The organism is Pseudomonas sp. FeS53a, assembly GCF_000931385.1.
GTDB lineage: Bacteria > Pseudomonadota > Gammaproteobacteria > Pseudomonadales > Pseudomonadaceae > Metapseudomonas > Metapseudomonas otitidis.
In genome coordinates this window covers 68,801-87,538 of the sequence record NZ_JYFT01000005.1, presented here as the reverse complement: position 1 = coordinate 87,538, position 18,738 = coordinate 68,801, and the positions used below count along the sequence as shown (strand labels likewise).

The following is an 18,738-nucleotide window of genomic DNA, read 5'->3' as shown; positions in this document are numbered from 1 at the left end:
GTCGCGCCGCAACGGCGCCGTTTGCCATTGAAGCGAAGTGCACGCACCTCGCCATAATCCGTCCAGGCCAAGGCCCGGCAAAAAAGCCCGAGAAGAATACCAGCCAAGAGGTGCTTTCCCCATGTACGCCATCATCGGCGCCGGCCCCGCCGGCCTGAGCGCGGCCCGCCAGCTGCAACGCCACGGCATTCCCTTCGTCGGCTTCGAGCAGCACCAGGACGTCGGCGGGCTCTGGGACATCGAAAACCCCCACAGCACGCTCTACGAATCGGCGCACCTGATCTCCTCGAAGCGCACCACCGAGTTCAGCGAATTCCCCATGGCCGACGACGTGGCGCCCTACCCGCACCACCGCGAGATGCGCCGCTACTTCCATGACTACGCGCGGCACTTCGGCCTGCATGGGCACTACCAGTTCGGCACCACGGTGGAACGCATCGAGCCCCAGGGCGAAGGCTGGCGCGTATGCACCCGCCAGGCGGGCCAGGCACGGGAGTGGCAGGTGGACGGAGTGCTGATCGCCAGCGGCACACTGCACACCCCCAACCAGCCGCCGCTGCCGGGCCACTTCGCCGGCGAGCAGCTGCATTCGGCGCAGTACCGCTCGGCGGCGGTATTCGAGGGCAAGCGCGTGCTGGTGATCGGCTGCGGCAACTCTGCCTGCGACATCGCCGTGGACGCGGTGCACCGCGCCCGCTCGGTGGACCTCTCGGTACGCCGGGGCTACTACTTCCTGCCCAAATTCCTGCTCGGCCGGCCCATCGACACCTTCGGCGGCGCAGTGAAGCTGCCGCGCCCGCTCAAGCAACGCCTCGACTCCGCCCTGGTGCGCGCGCTGATCGGCAAGCCCTCGGACTACGGCCTGCCCGACCCGGACTACCGGCTCTACGAGGCACACCCTGTGGTGAACTCCCTGGTGCTGCACCACCTCGGCCATGGCGACATCCATGCGCGTCCCGACGTGCAGGCGGTCGAAGGCCACGGCGTCACCTTCAGCGACGGTCAGCGGGGCGAATACGACCTCATCCTGCAAGCCACCGGCTACCGCCTGGACTACCCCTTCATCAGCCGCGACGCGCTGAACTGGGGCGAGGACGCCGACGCGCCGGCGCTGTACCTGAACATCTTCCATCCCCGTTACGACAACCTGTTCATGCTCGGCATGGTCGAGGCCTCCGGCCTGGGCTGGCAGGGCCGCGCGGAGCAGGCCGAGCTGGTGGCCCTGTTCATCCGCCAGCGCCAGGCCGGCGCCGCCTCCGCCGAACACCTGGCCCGGACCAAGGCCGAGCGGGCCAGCCAGCGCGTGGACGGCGGCTACGCCTACCTGCCCCTGGCGCGCATGGCCTACTACGTACACAAGGACAGCTACCGCGCCACCCTGCGCCAGCACATCGACGCCCTGCGCCGCGACCTGGCCGATGCCCCGCAAGGGCGACACGCCCCGGCCTGATCGCGGGCCGGCGGGGCTTTCGGTTACCATTCGCCATCGCCCCGCCCGCCCCTTTCGAGCCCTCGATGAACGACACCTCGCGCCACGCCCCCTGGAGCCCGGACAGCTGGAGAACCCGGCCCATCCTGCAACAACCCGTCTACCCCGATGCCGCCCGCCTGGCCCAGGTCGAGCAGACCCTGGCCAGCTACCCGCCGCTGGTGTTCGCCGGCGAGGCCCGCGAACTGCGCCGGCAGTTCGCCGAGGTCACCGAAGGGCGCGCCTTCCTGCTGCAGGGTGGCGACTGCGCCGAGAGCTTCGCCGAGTTCTCCGCCGCGAAGATCCGCGACACCTTCAAGGTGCTGCTGCAGATGGCCATCGTCATGACCTTCGCCGCCGGCTGCCCGGTGGTGAAGGTGGGGCGCATGGCCGGCCAGTTCGCCAAGCCGCGCTCGGCCAATGACGAGACCATCGGTGGCGTCACCCTGCCCGCCTACCGGGGCGACATCGTCAACGGCATCGGCTTCGACGAAGCCAGCCGCATCCCCGACCCGGAACGCCTGCTGCAGGCCTACCACCAGTCCACCGCCAGCCTGAACCTGCTGCGCGCCTTCGCCCAGGGCGGCTTCGCCGATGTGCACCAGGTGCACCAGTGGAACCTCGACTTCATCGCCAACTCGGCGCTGACGGAGAAGTACAGCCAGCTCGCCGACCGCATCGACGAGACTCTCGCCTTCATGCGCGCCTGCGGCCTGGACAGCGCCCCGCAACTGCGCGAAGCGAGCTTCTTCACCGCCCACGAAGCACTGCTGCTGAACTACGAACAGGCCTTCGTGCGCCGCGACAGCCTCACCGGCGGCTGGTACGACTGCTCCGCCCACATGCTCTGGATCGGCGACCGCACCCGTCAGCTGGACGGTGCCCACGTCGAGTTCCTGCGCGGCGTCGGCAACCCCATCGGCGTCAAGGTCGGCCCGAGCATGCCGAGCGAAGACCTGATCCGCCTGATCGACATCCTCAACCCGGACAACGACCCGGGCCGCCTCAACCTCATCGTGCGCATGGGCGCCGAGAAGGTCGGCGAGCACCTGCCGCGGCTGATCCGCACCGTGCAGGCCGAAGGCCGCAAGGTGCTGTGGAGCTCGGATCCGATGCACGGCAACACCATCAAGGCCTCCAGCGGCTACAAGACCCGCGACTTCGCCATCATCCTTTCCGAGGTCAAGCAGTTCTTCCAGGTGCACCAGGCCGAAGGCAGCCATGCCGGCGGCATCCACATCGAGATGACCGGGCAGAACGTCACCGAGTGCATCGGCGGCGCCCGCCCCATCACCGAAGACGGCCTCTCCGACCGCTACCACACCCACTGCGACCCGCGCCTGAACGCCGACCAGTCCCTGGAACTGGCCTTCCTCATCGCCGAGACGCTGAAGCAGATCAGGCGGTAACGGCTGGCAGTCGCCCATGAAAAAGCCCGGCCTGAGCCGGGCTTTTTCACATCAGCGCCTCGCGCCGGCTCAGGCCAGCTCGGCCACCACGGCGGCCAGGGCCTGGGCCGGGTCGGCGGCCTGGCTGATGGGGCGGCCGATCACCAGGTAGTCGGAGCCGGCGTCCAGCGCCTGGCGCGGCGTGAGGATGCGACGCTGGTCGTCCTGGGCACTGCCCGCCGGGCGGATGCCGGGGGTGACCAGTTGCAGCGACGGGTGCGCCGCCTTGAGGGCCGGTGCCTCCTGGGCCGAGCAGACCAGGCCGTCCATGCCGGCCTTCTGCGCCAGGGCCGCCAGGCGCAGCACCTGCTCCTGGGGCTCGATGTCCAGGCCGATGCCGGCCAGGTCCTCGCGCTCCATGCTGGTCAGCACGGTGACGCCGATCAGCAGCGGGGTCGGGCCATTGAACTTGTCCAGGGTCTCGCGGCAGGCCGCCATCATGCGCAGGCCGCCGGAGCAGTGCACGTTGACCATCCACACGCCCATCTCGGCAGCGGCCTTGACGGCCATGGCGGTGGTGTTGGGGATGTCGTGGAACTTGAGGTCGAGGAACACCTCGAAGCCGCGCTCGCGCAGGGTGGCGACGATGTCCGAAGCGCAGCTGGTGAACAGCTCCTTGCCCACCTTCACCCGGCACAGCGTCGGGTCGAGCTGGTCGGCCAGCTTCAACGCGGCTTCGCGGGTGGGGAAATCGAGGGCGACGATGATGGGCGTCTGGCAGGCGGACATGGGCGGGCTCTCTGGCAAGTCAAAACGGCGCGCATTGTAGCGGAAGCCCACGCGCGCCGCTGCCCCGGTGATCGCAGCCCGCTAGAGGTGGTCGAGGGCAAAGGCAGTCATGAAACCGGCCAGGGTAATCAGCCCGGTCCAGGCGTGGGTGCTCTCGAAGGCTTCGGGAATCAGCGTGTCCACCAGCATGCAGAGCACCGCACCAGCGGAGAACACCAGGGCGAAGCCGAGCCAGACCGGCGGCAGGTCACTCATCAGCCCTGGCCCAGCCATGGCCGCCAGGCCCGACAGCAGCACGATGCTGCCCCACAGGCCGAACACGAACCCCGCGCCGCGCTGCTCCTCGCGCAGGCCGGCGGCACTGGCCAGGCCCTCCGGCAGGTTGGAGAGGAAGATCGCCACCAGCATCAGCAGGCTGACCTGCCCGCCATCCAGCAGGCCAAGCCCGAGACCGAGGGATTCGGGAATGCCGTCGAGGAAGGCGCCCACCGCGATCAACAGCGCCGCCATGGAACTGGCGCCGCCGTTGCGGGCGCGATGATGCGCCTCCCAGCGGTCCAGCCACTGGCTGGCCAGGACGAACAGCACGCCCCCCGCCACCATGCCGCCCAGGGTCGCACCCAGCCCGCCCAGGCGCTCGGCCTCGGGAATCTGCCCGAAGCACAGGGCGGCGATGAGCACCCCGCTGCCATAGGCCATGATCGATGCCGTCACCTTCGGCGGCAGGGTCACCCAGTAGCCGATGGCGGCGCCCAGCAACAGGCTGCTGGCGGCGAGCCAGCCCCAGAAGCCGGCGAGCAGGGTGGTTGAAAGCTCCATGGATCATCCTTCTATCGGAGTGCGGTAACGCGCGAGGCGCCCATAACTACCCCATCCGCCGCAGGAAAGCAGCCCACGGCGGAATGATTCGACCTCGCGAGCGGCGCCTTTCGTATCAAGCCCGATACAAAGCCGACACGCCCAGGACACGCCACTGCGCGAGCCTCACGCCGCGTTGGCCGGCCCACGCCCGGCGGAGTAGCATGAGCGCCAGCCGACCCAGCCCCGAGCCGACGCCCCTCCCGTAGCAACCGGGGCCCGGCGCCCCGCCAGATGGCAGCCCTTCCATGCACAACCCGCCCAACACCCCTGCCGAGACCCGCCGCTGGAGCACCCGCGCCCTGCTGGTGGACGACGACGTGCCGATCCGCGACCTGCTCTGCGACTACCTGGCCCGCTTCAACATCGAAGCGGTGGGCGTGGCCGACGGCCAGGCCATGCGCGAGACGCTGGCCGCCGAACCGTTCGACGTGGTGGTGCTGGACCTGATGCTGCCCGGTGAAGACGGCCTCTCCCTGTGCCGCTGGCTGCGCAGCGAGTCGGACATCCCGATCCTCATGCTCACCGCCCGCTGCGAACCCACCGACCGCATCATCGGCCTGGAACTGGGCGCCGATGACTACATGGCCAAGCCGTTCGAGCCCCGCGAACTGGTGGCGCGTATCCAGACCGTCCTGCGCCGCGTGCGCGACGACCGCGAAGGCCTGCGCGCCGACCAGCGCGCCAGCATCCGCTTCGACGCCTGGCGCCTCAACGGCGTGCTGCGCCAGCTGCATTCCCCCGAGGGGCTGGTGGTGCCACTGTCCAACGCCGAATTCCGCCTGCTCTGGGTGTTCCTCGAACGTCCGCGCCGGGTGCTCAGCCGCGAACAGCTGCTGGATGCCGCCCGGGGTCGTTCCATCGAGGCCTTCGACCGCAGCATCGACCTGCTGGTCTCGCGCCTGCGGCAGAAGCTCGGGGATGACCCCAAGTCCCCGCGCCTGATCAAGACCGTGCGCGGCGAAGGCTACCTGTTCGACGCCCGGGAGATCGGCTGATGCGCAAGGCCGACACGCTGTTCGCCCGGCTGTTCGGCCTGTTCCTCGCGGCCATCGTGCTCGCCCACCTGCTGGCCTTCCTCTGGTTCAGCCAGTACGGCAAGCCCCCCGGCCGCGATGGCCCGCCTCCTCCGCCGCCGCCCGGCGCCACCCACACCCAGGGCCCGCCGCCACGCCCACCGATGTTCGGCGGCCCCTGGGTGCCGCTGACCTTCCAGTTCGTCTGCCTGATCGGCGCCGCCTGGTACGGCGCACGCCTGCTGTCACGCCCCATTCGCCGCCTGGCCAACGCCGCCGACCGCCTCAGCGAAGACCTGGAAAGCCCCGCGCTCTCCGAAAGCGGCCCCTGGGAAACCCGCCAGGCCGCCCACGCCTTCAACCGCATGCAGGCGCGCATCCGCGAACAGGTGGCCCAACGCAGCCGCATGCTCGCGGCGGTGTCCCACGACCTGCGCACGCCCATTGCACGGGTCAAGTTGCGGGTCGAACAGGTGGAGGACGCTAACCTGCGCGGACGCATCGAACAGGACCTGGGCGAGATGATCGCCATGCTCGACGCCACCCTCAGCTACCTGCACCAGCAACGCGCCGACGAATCGCTGCAGATGTTCGACCTCCAGGCCCTGGTGGAATCCATGGCCGAGGATGCCCAGGACCGGGGCGCTGACGTGCGCGTCGAAGGCCGCTGCTCGCCCCTGCGCGCCCAGCCCATGGCCCTGCGCTCGTGCCTCAGCAACCTGGTGGAGAACGCCCTGCGCTACGCCGGCCACGCGGTCATCCGCCTGGAGGACAGCCCGACTGAAGTCCGTGTAAAGGTCAGCGACCACGGCCCCGGCATCGCCCCCGAGCAGCGCGAGGCGGTGTTCGAACCCTTCTTCCGCCTGGAAGGCTCGCGCAACCGCAGCTCCGGGGGCGTCGGCCTGGGGCTGACCATCGCCCGCGAAGCCGCGCGTCGCCAGGGCGGCGAGCTGACCCTGGGGGAAAACCCCGGCGGCGGTCTGCTGGCCACCCTGCGCATCCCCCGTCACTGACGCTGTCGCAACGCCGATACAAAGCGCACACACCGCCGACACGCCCGCCCCTGAGCCTGGGAGAACCGGAGGACCCTCTTCCGGTCGTGCCATCCCTCTCACAGGAGTGATCCCATGATCAGTGGCGTCAGTGGTTACTCGGGCTACAGCAGCTACGGCAGCTATGGCTCGACGCTCAGCGCGCGGAGCACCGCCAGCGGCAACGCCGGCAGTTGCGCCCCGAGCCAGGGCAACAAGGTGCAGGAAAAGCTCTTCAGCCTGCTGGACAGCAACGGCGACGGCAGCGTCGCCAAGGACGAGCTGAGCACGGCGCTGGACAGCGCCAAGGAAAGCGACAGCAGCCTCACCATCGACATCGATGACCTGTTCAGCCAGCTGGATGCCAACGGCGACGGCTCCATCAGCCAGGACGAGACCGCCGCCCTCGCCCCGCCACCTCCCCCGCCGGGCGGTGGTGGAGGCCCGATGGGCGCCGGTGGCGGCAAGCCGGAAGACCTGTTCGGCGAGCTGGATACCGACGGCAACGGCAGCATCAGCCAGGACGAGCTGACCAGCGCCCTGGGCGAGAACAGCGATGTGGACAGCAGCGACCTGTTCGCCGCCCTGGACAGCGACGACGACGGCAGCCTGAGCGTCGAGGAAAGCGCCGCCCTGGCGCCCCCACCGCCGCCCCCGCCAGGCGGCATGGGTGGCCCGCGCGGCGCGGGCGGCGACAGCGAGGAACTGTTCGGCCAACTGGATGCCGACGGCAATGGCAGCGTCAGCCAGGATGAGCTCAACGCGCTGTTCGGCCAGTCCGGCAGCCGTCCCAGCGACAGCAGCGCCACCAGCAGCAGCGACCAGGATGTCTACGCCAAGCTGGTGGCCTCCCTGCTCAAGCAGTACGAGAGCAGCACCACCGCCTACACCACCCGCGTGGGCAGCCAGCTGTCCACGGCGGCCTGAGCCGGCGACAAAAAAGGCCGGCCCCTTTCGGGAGCCGGCCTTCTGGCACTGCAGCGCGGGTTACTCCTGCGGAGCGGCCTCTTCGGCCTCGCCTTCACCCATGCCTTCCATACCCTCCATACCCTCCATACCTTCCATGCCGCCCATCTCGGGCTGGGCACCCAGGGCACCGCCCAGGCCGCCAGCCATGGCCATGGCCATGCCGGCGAACTCTTCCACGGTCATCTTCTTGCCATTGAAGTCCACCTGGCCGTCGGCGTAGTGCAGGCGGGAGCGGATGGTCTCGCCTTCCAGCGCCACCAGGTTGGTGGACAGCAGCATGCCGCTGGCCATCTCGGTGGTCATGGAGGCCTGCTGGGCGATCAGCTCCTGGTCTTCCTCGCCGTCCAGGGCGGCTTTCAGGCTGACGATGTCGCTGATCATCGGCTTGGACAGGCTCAGCTCCATGTCCAGGCCCGTGACGATCTCGCGGGCCACCTGGTCAGGCGCCTGCTCGAAGGAGCTGGGCTTGGCCAGTTGCACGCCCAGGCTCAGGCGGCTTTCGCCGTTGGCGGTCTTGAAGCTGAACTTGTCCAGGGCGATGGCCGGCTTGGCGTCGAGCATGCGCACCAGGTCGGCCTGGGCCTGCTTCTGCTGGGCTTCGTCGAGGGCATCCAGGTTGGGCTCGGCGCCGGCGCCGGCCTTTTCCACCACGCTGGCGTACAGCTCGGACAGGGACTTGAGCGCGGCGGCGTCGATGTTCTTCACGCTCCACACCATCTCGGTGTTGCCCACCGGCTTGTCCTTGTAGCGAACGCCGGCGGCGAAGGTCAGGCTGCCTTCGATGTTGCTGCCGTTGGCGCGGGTGTCCTGGCGCTGGGACAGGTCATCCAGGGTCACCGTCGGCTCGCCGTCGATGAGGATGCGGGTGGTCTTCAGCAGCAGGTCGCCCTTGCCGACGTACAGGCCGGACTCGGTGCGGGACTGGTCGCTGTCCAGGCTCAGGCCCTTCATTTCCACCTGCACCGGCTGGCCGGTTTCGGAGGTGGAGTCGAAGCGCAGGCTGTCCATGCTGCCCACGGCGGCCACACGCTCGCCACCGGCGCTGCTGCGCAGGTCCAGGCGAAGGCCGGAGAAGGCCAGGTGGGTCTTCTCATCGAGCTGGGTATCCAGCGGCTTGAGTTCGAGGCTGCCGGAAACGGCACGGTCGTAGCCGATGGCGGCGCTACCCACCAGCGGCGAGGCGCCCTTGGCGGCATCGAACCAGCCCTGCACCAGCGGGCTCGGGGCCAGCTCATAGGTGCTGGCGGCCATCACCGGGGCCAGCTCGAAGCGCTTGAGGCGGTTCAGCGGGAAGGGGCCGTGGTCGATGTGGTCGACGAACAGCAGCTCGGACTCGCCGATGACCAGGCGGTAATGGGCGGTGCTGCTGAACAGGCCCTGCTCCAGGGAGACCAGCTCGGCACGGGCGCTGACGCCCAGGGACGGTGCGGCCTGCTGCAGCTGCTCGTTGGCTTCCTTGATGGAGGTGTCCAGCACGCTGGGCAGTTGCTTGCCGGTGTACCAGGCGCCGGCGGTGCTGACGACGGCAACGGCAACGGCCGCGCCAATTACGATTCCTGCGGATTTCTTCATGGTCGACTCGCGGATGATCCTTGTAGTGGGGCTGCTTCCCTGCATCCGCAAGCGGTGCCATGGACCGGCGGGGCGGAAAAAAGCGGCACAAGGCTATCACCTCGCGCCGCTTTCCTGGCAGTTCCCCCGTGATTATGTGAGGTGGTGCTCAGCTCTCGGGGTCTCGCTCCGTGTGGGTCTGAGGCGCGCCGATCCAGTCGGAGATGAGGCTGTAGGCCACGGCCAGCAGGGTCGGCCCGAGGAAAAGGCCCATGAAGCCGAAGGCCAGGATGCCGCCGAACACCCCCAGCAGCACCACCACCAGCGGCAGATTGCCGCCCCGGCTGATCAGGTAGGGCTTGAGCACGTTGTCCACGCCGCTGATGACGAAGAAGCCCCAGATCGCCAGGAACACGCCATAACCGTACTCGCCGTGCCAGAACAGCCAAGCGGCGGCCGGCACCCAGACCAGCGGCGGTCCCATGGGAATGAGGCTGAGGGCGAAGGTCACCAGGCCCAGCACGATGGCCCCCGGCACGCCGGCGATCCAGAAGCCGATCAGCGCCAGCAGGCCCTGGGCAGCGGCGGTGCCGATCACGCCATTGACCACACGCTGTACCGTGCCCGCCACCAGCTCCAGGTAGTGCGGCGCACGGTCACCGATCAAGCGCTCCAGGGCCTGCTCGGCGAACAGCGCCATGCGCGGGCCGTCGCGGTAGAAGAAGAACACCAGCACCAGGCTCAGGGCCAGTTCCAGCATGCCGCCGCCGATCTGCGCGCTGCGTGCCAGCAGCCAGTTGCCGGCCTGCCCCATGTAGGGCTTGAGGCTGCTGAAAAAGGCCGCGCCCTGCTCGTCCACCCGCGCCCACAGGGCCACCAGGCGATCGCCCACCATGGGCAGCTCGCCCAGCCACTCTGGCGGCCGGGGCAGGCCCTCGACCTGCACGTTCTTGACGAACTCGGTGGCGTCGCGCACGTGGTCCGCGAGGTTGAAGCCCAGCCACACCAGCGGCACCGCCACCAGCACCATCCAGCCGGCACTGAGGATGGCGGCGGCCGTGGCGGTGCGGCCGTTCAGCAGGCGGGTCAGCAGGCGCATCAGCGGCCAGCTGGCGAAGGCCAGCACGGCGGCCCAGAACAGCGCCGACCAGAACGGCGCCAGCACCCAGATGCACGCAGCCAGCAAGGTGAGCAGGAGGATCTGCACCAGCAGGCGGTCGTTGTTCAGCATGAAGTCACTCCGATTGACGCGCGCGTGGCGCCGAGCCGGCGCCACGAACGAAGAAAAGCATGGACGGTGAAGCTCAGCGCAGCCACTCCAGGTGCAGGCCGGCCTCGCGGGACGTGCCCAGCTCCAGGCGAGCCGCACGCACGCCCTGCCCCACCAGCGCCTCGCGCCAGGCTTCCGCACCGGCCCCGCCGAGACTGACCCGCAGGGTGCTGTCCAGGTTCAATCCGCGGGCCAGCAACGTGGCCCAGGCCTCGCTGGGCACGGCCGGCAGCGTCGGCAGGTGCAGCTCGCCGCTGCTCTTCAGCTCGCGCAGCAGGGTCGCCGGCGTGGGTAGCAGCTCGCCCAGGGGGGCGGCGGCATCCAGTTGCTCGGCATGCAGGTAGGCGCGGCGGTTGCCACGGGTGATGGCGTACACCGCCAGCAGGCTGTCCTGGCTGGGCTCGACAAGGCGCACCAGCAGGTAGGCCTGCTGGTCGTCCGGCCCGTAGAGCCGGGCGTTGCCGAACACGGTGTTGGCCCACAGGCTGCTGGAGCCGCAGTCGCGGCCCTGGCACCAGTAGAGCGGGATGGCGCCTTTCTCCATCAGGTCGACGCGGGCGCGGTCGAAGGCCTCGGCCGAGCTGTGCCCGCTGGGCAGCTGATAGGTCACCGAGGTCTGCCGGCCCTGGGCATCCACCCGCTGTTCCATGCGCAGCTGGTTGCTGATGCGGCGGATCGGCCCCTGGGGGTAGAAGCGCTCCTGATCGGGCGCTTCCTTGAAGTCGACGATCTCGGCATGGGGGAAGCGCGGCAGCGCCGTGAGGTCATGGCTCTCGGGCAGGTCGGCGGCCTGCAGCGGGGCCGCCAGGGCCAGGCCCAGGCACAAGGGAAGAAAACGCATGGGCGACCTCAGCGCATCAGCATCGACTGGGCGGATTTCACCACGTTTTCAGCCGAGGCCTGGCGCGGCGGCACCGCCAGACCGCGCTGCACCGCCGGGCGCGACTCGATGGCGGCCAGCCAGCGCTGCAGGTGCGCGAGCCCCTCCACCGACACGCCGGCCCAGTCGTGCAGGCGCACCCAGGGAAAGGTGGCGATGTCGGCGATGCTGTAGTCGCCGGCCAGGTACTCCACCAGCGCCAGGCGCGAGTCGAGCACCTCGTAGAGGCGGCGGGTCTCGTGCTGGTAGCGGTCGATGGCCGGCTGGATGACTTCGGGGAAGTAGCGGAAGAAGGCGTTGGCCTGCCCCTGCATGGGGCCGACGCCGCCCATCTGGAACATCAGCCACTGCATCACCAGGGAACGGCCCTTGGGATCGGCGGGCATCAGCTGGCCGGTCTTCTCCGCCAGGTAGACGAGGATGGCGCCGGACTCGAAGACCGGGAAGTCACCGTTGTCGCGGTCGACGATGGCCGGGATGCGGCCATTGGGGTTGATCGCCAGGAAGTCCGGCGCCTTCTGCTCCTTGCGCTCGAAGGACAGTGCCGTCACCCGGTACGGCAGCCCCAGTTCCTCCAGGGCGATGGAGACCTTGTGGCCGTTGGGGGTGGCAGCGGTATAGAGGTCGATCATCCGGTCTCTCCTTGAAAATGGGGCCCAGCCTTCCCGCTTGCCCCATTCAAGTCAAGGCGCGGCGAAGAAGGGATTGAAACAGTCTGCTACGGCCTGGGCACCGGTCTCGTCGTTGAGGTGCAGGTGATGGCCGCCCGGCCGATGGTGCACCTCGAAGGGTAGCCCTTGCAGCAACTGCGCGATGCGCGGCTCGGCGGCCATCTGCCCGCCCTCGGCCAGCACCAGGCAGGTGGGGCACTGCACGGCACGGAGGAACTGCTGGGCATGGGCGAAGGTCAGGCGCATGGGCGATGGCAGGGTCAGGCGCATGTCGGTGCGCCAGGTGTAGCCGCCCGGCACCGGCATCAGGCCGCGTTCGGCCAGCAGCTCGGCAGCCTCGCGGCTCACCGCCACCACGCCCTTCATGCGGGCCTGCACGGCACGGTCGATGTCGGCGTAGACCGGCTTGCGCTTGCCCTGCAGGGCCAGCCGTGCCCGCAGCGCCTCGCCCAGGCGGGCCGGCGCGCCATCGGCTTCGCCGGTGTAGGGGATCAGGCCATCAATCAGCGCCAGGCGCTCCACCCGCTCCGGCAGCGATGCCGCCACCAGCATGGACACGATGGCCCCGAGGGAATGGCCCATCAGCGAGAAACGCGCCCAGCCCAGTTGCTCCGCCACATGCAGCACGTCCTCGGCGTACTCCCACATCTGGTAGCTGGAGCCGGCCGAGTAATGCCCGGAATGCCCGTGCCCGGCCAGGTCCAGGGCAACGATGCGCAGGCCCTTGAGCTTCGGTGCCAGGCGCGCATAGGTCATGGCGTTGTCCAGCCAGCCGTGCAGGGCCAGCACCGGCTGGCCATCCTCGGGGCCGAACAGGTGCGCGGCCAGTTCGACGTGGGGCAGGCTCAGGCGGATTTCTTTGACGTGCGCGCTCATGCGGACTCCTGGCGGGCGGCCTGGCCGTCCCAGCGCTTGAACAGGGTACGGAGCAGCGTCGCCGTGTCGTGCGGGCGCTCCAGCGGGAACATGTGGCCGCCCGGCAGCGACAGGTACTCCCCCTTCGGCACCCGGCGCACCAGGCGCGCGTGGTGCGGCATCACCACCCGGCTGTGGCGCCCGCGCACCACGGCCAGCGGCACCTGCAATTGCTGCGGCCGACCGGGGCTGCTGTGGGGCACGCTGCGGTAGATGCGGATCTCGGTCTCCGGGTCGAACTTCAGCCGCAGCCCGCCGGCCGTCTCGGTGAAGCCGTGGCGCACGTAGGCGTCCAGGCAGTCCGGGTCGAAGTGGCGGAACAGCGTCTTGCCGGCGAAGTAGCGGCGCGCCTCCTCCGGGTCGGCGAATTCCTCGCGACGCCCGAGGGTGCGCCCGGCGGGGGTGATGCGGTCGATGAAGCCGAAGCGCTTGGCGGCGCGGATGACCATCTTGTCGGCCAGGGTCAGCACCGGCGAATCGAGCATCGCCACCCCGCGGTACAGCTCCGGCCGGCGCAGGGCCGCGTGGTAGTGCAGCACCCCGCCGAGGGAATGGCCGACGCCCCAGACCGGCTCGGCCTGGGCCTCCAGGTGGTGGATGAGTTCGTCCACCAGGTTTTCCCAGTTGTCGTTCACCGGGAAGCGCGGATCGTGCCCATGCTGCTCCAGGTGCAGCACGCGGTAGTCCGGCGCCAGCGCATCGAACAGCTTGGCGTAGGTGGCGGACGGAAAGCCGTTGGCATGGGCGAAGAAAAGGGTCTGGGTCATGGCGGCGGCTCGTGGCGGAACTGCCGGGGATTTTCCGGCAGGCCACCCCACCCGGCAATGACTCTCACGCACGGTGATGACGGCGCTATGGCCAGGGGCAAGGTGGTTTCAGCCACGCCCGCGCAGGCGGGCCGGCGGTGCGCCGTAGGTGCGGCGGAACAGGCGGGAGAAATGCGCCTGGTCATAGAAGCCCAGGCGCAGCGCCACGTCCGACAGCGACTCCCCCGCCAGCACCAGCGGCAGGGCGCGGGCCAGACGCAACTGGGTCAGCCACTGCAGCGGCGGCAATCCGCAATGACGCTGGAAGCGCCGCAGCACCTGCCAGGGGCTCAGCCCGCAGAAGGCCGCCAGTTCCTCCAGGGAGGGCGGCGCATCCAGCCGGGACTCCAGCCACTCCCGCAGGCGCCGCCAGGTAGCCCCATCGAAGCCACCGGCCGGGTCCTCCACGCGCAGGCTCGAGCCCAGTTGCAGCAGGCAGGCTATGGCCTGCCACAGCGCTTGCTCCTGGGCCAGCCGCGAATCCCCGAGCAGGCTGTCATGGGCAGCCAGCAGGCGCGCCTGCAACGCCGGGTGGCGCAGGGTCGCGCCGAGCAGCCGGGGCGTGCCACGGCGGTCGTCGCTCAAGGCGCGGCTGGCCTGCTCCAACCAGTGCGGCTCGAAGGCCAGCACGCGAATGCGGTAGCCCTCCGCGTCCAGGCTGGCGCCGTCGTGGATCTGCTCCGGCGCCATCAGCAGCACATCGCCCTGCCCCGCCAGCTGGCGCTCGCCCTGGTAGACGAAGCGCTGCCGCCCCTCCAGCAGCAGGCCCACGTGGTACTCCAGGTGGAAATGCCGGGGGAAGGCGAAGCGGTGGTATTCGGCGTCGATCAGGCGGATGCCGGGCAAGCCGCCGACGATATGGCTGGTGCGTTCCATGCGCGCTACTCTAGCGCGCCGCCCCCTGTCCTGGCTTGGACGAAATTGCAGCCGCGCTCAATGCGCCGACGAGCCAGCCAGGCGCACACCGAAGGCGATCAGCACGCCCCCGGTGAGCCGGTCCAGCGCGCGGATCACCGCCGCTCGGCGCAGGAAACGCCCCAGCGGCACCGTGGCCGCGATGAGCACCGCGAACCAGATCAGCGTCAGCACCACGTGCAGCCCGGCGAGGAAGAAGGAATAGCCCGCCACGCTGGCGCCCGCCGGCACGAACTGCGGCAGGAAGGTGACGTAGAACACCCCGACCTTGGGGTTGAGCAGGTTGGTCAGGAAGCCCCGCCAGAACGCTGCCCCTTGGCCACCCGAGCCGGCATCCGCCTCCTCGTCCAGGGCCTGGCGCGGGCGCAGCAGCAGCCCGGCTCCCAGCCACAGCAGGTAGGCCGCCCCGGCCAGCTTGACCGCTGTGTAGGCCAGCTCCGAGGCCTGCAGCAGCGCCCCCAGCCCCAGGGACACCGCCGCGCCCCAGAGCAGGCAACCCAGGCCGATTCCCAGGGACGCCATCACCGCCGGGCGCCGGCCCTGGGCAGTGGCGGCACGCAACACGATGGCGGTGTCCACGCCGGGGGTGAGGGTCAGCAGGGTGGCGGCCGCGACGAAGGCGAGCAGCAGGGGCAGGTCGATCATGGTTCCGTGGCCTGGGCGGGAGTCGGAGGGCGGCTCGCCACTCTATGCCGGGCGGCGAGACGCGGTCAAAACGGCCCGCCCGGTACGACAACGCCGGCACCAGGCAGGGCCTGGCACCGGCGTGTCGAGGTTCGCCGGGCTCAGTCGGCCAGCGCGGCGCCGGCCAGGTTCGAAGCCGCGCTGCGGCTGCGGGTGGCCAGGCAGTAGTACAGCGGGCAGGTCACCACCAGGCCCACCAGCCAGGAGAGGTCGGCGCCCTCCACCAGGTTGGCGTAGGGGCCGGCGTAGAGCGACGTGTTGGCGAAGGGCAGCTGCACGATGATGCCGATGAAGTAGGCAATGATCGCGTGCGGGTTGAAGCGCCCGTAGATGCCGCCGTCCGGGCTGAAGATCGAAGCGATGTCGTAGCGGCCGCGCTTGATCAGGTAGAAGTCGATCAGGTTGATCGACGCCCAGGGCACAAGCACCAGCAGCAGCGCCAGCACCAGGCCGATGAACCGCGAGATGAAGTCGGCCGAGGCCCCCAGCGCCACCACGCAGCAGCCCGCGAGAATCACCGCCGACAGCGCCACGCGCACCGGGATGCTCGGCGTCCAGCGGCCGGCGAAGGTCTGGATCGAGGTAACGATGGACAGCACCGCGCCATAAAGATTGAGGGCGTTGTGGCTGATGATGTTGAGCAGGAACAGCACCATCAGGATCGGCCCCAGCCAGCCGGTGGCCTGCTTCACCGCCGCCATCGCCTCGGTACCCTCCGGGGTGGCCAGTGCCGCCACCAGGCCGAAGGCGAACGACAGGATGGTGCCCAGGGTCGCCCCCAGGTAGGTGGCCAGGAACGGCCGGGCGATGCCCACTTCCACCGGCAGGTAGCGGGAATAGTCCGAGGTGTAGGGCGAGAAGCTGATCTGCCAGATGATCCCCAGCGACAGGGTCGCGATCCACCCAGCGAGGTTGAAGCCGCCACGGGTGAAGAAATCCGCCGGCAGGTCATGGGCAAAGATGTAGGCGAAGCCGGCCAGCAACGCCGAGCCCATCACCCAGGTACCGATGCGGTTGAGGGTGTGGATGAAGCGGTAGCCGATCACCCCGATGGCGGTGGCGCTCAGCGCACCGATCAGGATGCTGGCCGGCACCGGGACCGAAGGGGCGATACCGACGATGGACTTACCCGCCAGGACGATGTTGGAAATGAAGAAGCCGACGTAGATCAGCGCGGCGAAGAACACGATCAGCAGGGCCCCGTAGCGTCCGAACTGGCCGCGGCTCTGCACCATCTGCGGAATCCCCAGCTGCGGCCCCTGGGCCGAGGCCAGGGCGATCACCACGCCACCGATCAGGTGCCCGAGGACGACCGCGAGCATCCCCCAGAACAGGTTGAGGTGGAACACCTGGACCACCATGGCGCCGGTAACGATGGGCAACGGCGCGATGTTGGTGCTGAACCACAGGGTGAACAGATCGCGCGCCTTCCCGTGGCGCTCCGCAAGGGGGACGTAGTCCACCGTGTGGTTTTCGATCAGGGGGTCTTGCCGGGACATCTGGGACATGGAAATGAACTCGAGTTTGTCTGTTCTTATCGTTGTTTGAAGCCAAACCGGAGGCGCTCTGCGTCGCCCCTCAGATGAACACCATATTATGGTATTCCAAACTTTTGACAAGCCTGAGCCGCTTTTCCACGACGCATCTGATCCGCCATCCTGACGCAACCCGAGGTCCCGCCGCCAGAACCAAAGCCCCGGTATTTGAGGCTTTCCGACGAAAGTAGAAGGCCGACGGAGCGCCCATGAAAGCGCTTGCAAATTGCGTATTACGGTATACCATCAGACCTAATTGATTCAGCCTGCCGTACACCACCGAGGTTCCACCGATGATCGATGCCGCCCTCTACAAGAAAGCCATGGCCTCCTTCCCGTCCGGGGTCACCGTGATCACCACCCTGGATGACGACGGACAGGTGGTCGGCCTCACCGCCAGCGCCTTCAGCTCGCTGTCCATGGACCCGGCCCTGGTGCTGTTCTGCCCCAACTACAGCTCCGACTCCTACCCGGTGCTGATCCGCAACAAGCGCTTCGCCATCCACGTCCTGTCCGACGCCCAGCAGAAGGAAGCCTATGCCTTCGCCCGCAAAGGCAAGGACAAGGCGCAAGGCATCGAATGGACCCTGAGCGAACGGGGCAACCCGCTGCTGGCCGGCGCCAGCGCGATCATCGAGTGCGAACTGTGGCGGGAGTACGAAGGCGGCGACCACGCCATCATGGTGGGCGCCGTGAAGAACCTGGTCCTGCCCCAGGAAGAGGCCGGCCCCCTGCTCTATTGCCACGGCAAGATGGGTGCCCTCCCCGCCCTGGCCTGACACCTGACTACCGTGCGTTCTTCAGCCCCCGCCATGGGGGCTTTTTTCGGCTATGCCCGACTCTTCCGCTGCCACGCTCCAGCACCTGCCACCACCTGGCGCTCCCTCTAGAGCGCACGACGAAATCGGCCCTGGCTCAGAGGGTGAGGCGGGGAATCTGCCCCTTCAGGAGGCCGAGCGCAGTCGTTGTGCAGGGGAGCGAGCGGCATGGATGCCGCGAGAGGCGCGCCAGGCCATGGATGGCCCATCGCGCCGGCCCCTGGAGCAACGATGGAGCGAGGGAAGTCCCGCGCAGCGGGACCCGGATGTAGGGGCGAGCCTTTTTGGTTTCTTTTTTGGCGATTGAAAAAAGAAACTCGCCCGGCAAGGCGAAACAGGTGACATCAATAGAACTCGATAATCAGCAACACGCTTTTGGGCATAGCTTTTCAGACGGTGCCCTGCCCAGGCATCTCTCGACAGCCCCCCGGCAATGGCCGTTGCTCAGGCCGGCTTCCGCCACACACTCGCCAGCCAGGGCTGCTGCTCGCGGGGCAGCCCCGCCGGCCGGTAATAGTGCTCCAGCGCCTGAAAGCCGGCCGCCTCCAGCAACTCACGCCAGCGCGCGTAGTCGTGCCAGGCGCCGTAGCGCTGGCCGTTCCAGCCTTCCTCGTTCTGCCCCCGTGGATTGGAGCTGAACAACACGCCACCCGGCCGCAGGGTGGCGTGCAACTGGCCGAGTACACGCGGCAACTCCTGCAGCGGCACATGGAACAGGCTGGCATTGGCGAACACCCCATCGAAGCGCTCGGCGGGCAGCTCCAGCGCCAGGAAATTCTGCTGCCACACCTCGCAACCGGCATCGGTGCGGGCCATCTCGACGAAGCGCGCCGTACCGTCCAGCCCCACCGGGCGGTGGCCGAGGCGGCGGAAGGTCTGCAGGTCGCGCCCCGGGCCGCAGCCGAAGTCGAGGATGTCGAACGGCCCGCCCGGCCCCAGGTGGCGCAGCAGCGCCTCGATGTTCTGGCTCACATCGTGGTCGCGGGTGCCCTCGCGGAAGCCCTCGGCATTGCGCTGGTAGTCATCCAGGGTGATGGCGCTGATGGCATCGAGATCGTGGGGTTCCAGGCTCATGGGGCCTCCGGGCAGTGAACGGCGGCGGGCATTCTACCGGCTGCGACGGGAACGGCCATGACCGGCCGACAGGGCGAATGATTCCCGACAACGGTTGACG

General features: G+C 68.8%; 18 protein-coding genes. 6 read left to right on the top strand and 12 right to left on the bottom strand.

What is annotated here, in order from left to right; genetic code table 11:
- Window positions 1–121: 121 nt before the first annotated feature.
- Both SZ55_RS01870 and SZ55_RS01865 read left to right on the top strand, forming a co-directional pair.
- Window positions 122–1,450, top strand: coding sequence for a flavin-containing monooxygenase (locus SZ55_RS01870; protein ID WP_044400394.1), 1,329 nt, complete (start codon window positions 122–124; stop codon window positions 1,448–1,450).
- A gap of 65 nt (window positions 1,451–1,515) precedes the next feature.
- Window positions 1,516–2,877 carry a class II 3-deoxy-7-phosphoheptulonate synthase gene (locus SZ55_RS01865; protein WP_044400391.1) on the top strand — a complete coding sequence of 454 codons (1,362 nt, stop codon included), beginning with the start codon at window positions 1,516–1,518 and terminating at the stop codon, window positions 2,875–2,877.
- A 69-nt stretch (window positions 2,878–2,946) separates the two neighbouring features.
- On the opposite strand, the gene pyrF is transcribed toward SZ55_RS01865, so the two are convergent.
- Window positions 2,947–3,645, bottom strand: coding sequence for an orotidine-5'-phosphate decarboxylase (gene pyrF, locus SZ55_RS01860; RefSeq protein WP_044400388.1), 699 nt, complete (start codon window positions 3,643–3,645; stop codon window positions 2,947–2,949).
- An 81-nt stretch (window positions 3,646–3,726) separates the two neighbouring features.
- On the bottom strand, window positions 3,727–4,464 hold the full coding sequence (locus tag SZ55_RS01855; protein ID WP_044400385.1) for a ZIP family metal transporter: 738 nt from the start codon (window positions 4,462–4,464) through the stop codon (window positions 3,727–3,729).
- Window positions 4,465–4,751: 287 nt separating this feature from the next.
- Here SZ55_RS01855 and SZ55_RS01850 point away from each other — a divergent pair, with 287 nt between their 5' ends.
- The 3 genes from SZ55_RS01850 to xopAW all read left to right on the top strand — a co-directional run bounded on the left by SZ55_RS01850 (window position 4,752) and on the right by xopAW (window position 7,477).
- On the top strand, window positions 4,752–5,501 hold the full coding sequence (locus SZ55_RS01850) for a response regulator (protein ID WP_044400382.1): 750 nt from the start codon (window positions 4,752–4,754) through the stop codon (window positions 5,499–5,501).
- Entirely contained in the window at window positions 5,498–6,532 is a 1,035-nt protein-coding gene (locus SZ55_RS01845; protein ID WP_152644420.1) for an ATP-binding protein, read from the top strand. Before SZ55_RS01850 ends, SZ55_RS01845 begins: the two co-directional genes overlap by 4 nt.
- A gap of 114 nt (window positions 6,533–6,646) precedes the next feature.
- Window positions 6,647–7,477 (top strand): XopAW family type III secretion system calcium-binding effector, encoded by an 831-nt coding sequence (gene xopAW, locus SZ55_RS01840; RefSeq protein ID WP_044400376.1) that lies wholly within the window; start codon window positions 6,647–6,649, stop codon window positions 7,475–7,477.
- A 60-nt stretch (window positions 7,478–7,537) separates the two neighbouring features.
- Here the strand turns inward: xopAW and SZ55_RS01835 are convergent, their stop codons facing one another.
- The 9 genes from SZ55_RS01835 to SZ55_RS01795 form a co-directional block, all read right to left on the bottom strand.
- Window positions 7,538–9,091 carry a YdgA family protein gene (locus SZ55_RS01835; RefSeq protein WP_052807509.1) on the bottom strand — a complete coding sequence of 518 codons (1,554 nt, stop codon included), beginning with the start codon at window positions 9,089–9,091 and terminating at the stop codon, window positions 7,538–7,540.
- Between the two features lie 148 nt (window positions 9,092–9,239).
- The gene (locus tag SZ55_RS01830) at window positions 9,240–10,301 is read right to left on the bottom strand and encodes an AI-2E family transporter (RefSeq protein ID WP_044400372.1); all 1,062 of its coding nucleotides are present in this window, start codon (window positions 10,299–10,301) and stop codon (window positions 9,240–9,242) included.
- Between the two features lie 73 nt (window positions 10,302–10,374).
- Window positions 10,375–11,181, bottom strand: a complete 807-nt coding sequence (locus tag SZ55_RS01825; protein ID WP_044400369.1) for a DUF4892 domain-containing protein — start codon at window positions 11,179–11,181, stop codon at window positions 10,375–10,377.
- 8 nt (window positions 11,182–11,189) lie between these two features.
- Window positions 11,190–11,852 carry a glutathione S-transferase family protein gene (locus SZ55_RS01820; protein ID WP_044400367.1) on the bottom strand — a complete coding sequence of 221 codons (663 nt, stop codon included), beginning with the start codon at window positions 11,850–11,852 and terminating at the stop codon, window positions 11,190–11,192.
- A gap of 51 nt (window positions 11,853–11,903) precedes the next feature.
- Entirely contained in the window at window positions 11,904–12,767 is an 864-nt protein-coding gene (locus tag SZ55_RS01815) for an alpha/beta fold hydrolase (RefSeq protein ID WP_044400365.1), read from the bottom strand.
- Window positions 12,764–13,573, bottom strand: coding sequence for an alpha/beta fold hydrolase (locus SZ55_RS01810; RefSeq protein WP_044400362.1), 810 nt, complete (start codon window positions 13,571–13,573; stop codon window positions 12,764–12,766). Before SZ55_RS01810 ends, SZ55_RS01815 begins: the two co-directional genes overlap by 4 nt.
- 108 nt (window positions 13,574–13,681) lie before the next feature.
- On the bottom strand, window positions 13,682–14,488 hold the full coding sequence (locus SZ55_RS01805) for an AraC family transcriptional regulator (protein ID WP_044400359.1): 807 nt from the start codon (window positions 14,486–14,488) through the stop codon (window positions 13,682–13,684).
- Between the two features lie 57 nt (window positions 14,489–14,545).
- Entirely contained in the window at window positions 14,546–15,172 is a 627-nt protein-coding gene (locus SZ55_RS01800) for a LysE family translocator (RefSeq protein WP_044400356.1), read from the bottom strand.
- 140 nt (window positions 15,173–15,312) lie between these two features.
- Complete coding sequence (locus tag SZ55_RS01795) at window positions 15,313–16,719, bottom strand: purine-cytosine permease family protein (protein WP_044400353.1); 1,407 nt, start codon at window positions 16,717–16,719, stop codon at window positions 15,313–15,315.
- 320 nt (window positions 16,720–17,039) lie between these two features.
- Here SZ55_RS01795 and SZ55_RS01790 point away from each other — a divergent pair, with 320 nt between their 5' ends.
- Window positions 17,040–17,525, top strand: a complete 486-nt coding sequence (locus SZ55_RS01790; RefSeq protein ID WP_044400350.1) for a flavin reductase family protein — start codon at window positions 17,040–17,042, stop codon at window positions 17,523–17,525.
- Between the two features lie 483 nt (window positions 17,526–18,008).
- Here the strand turns inward: SZ55_RS01790 and SZ55_RS01785 are convergent, their stop codons facing one another.
- Window positions 18,009–18,638 (bottom strand): class I SAM-dependent methyltransferase, encoded by a 630-nt coding sequence (locus SZ55_RS01785; protein WP_044400347.1) that lies wholly within the window; start codon window positions 18,636–18,638, stop codon window positions 18,009–18,011.
- Window positions 18,639–18,738 lie beyond the last annotated feature (100 nt).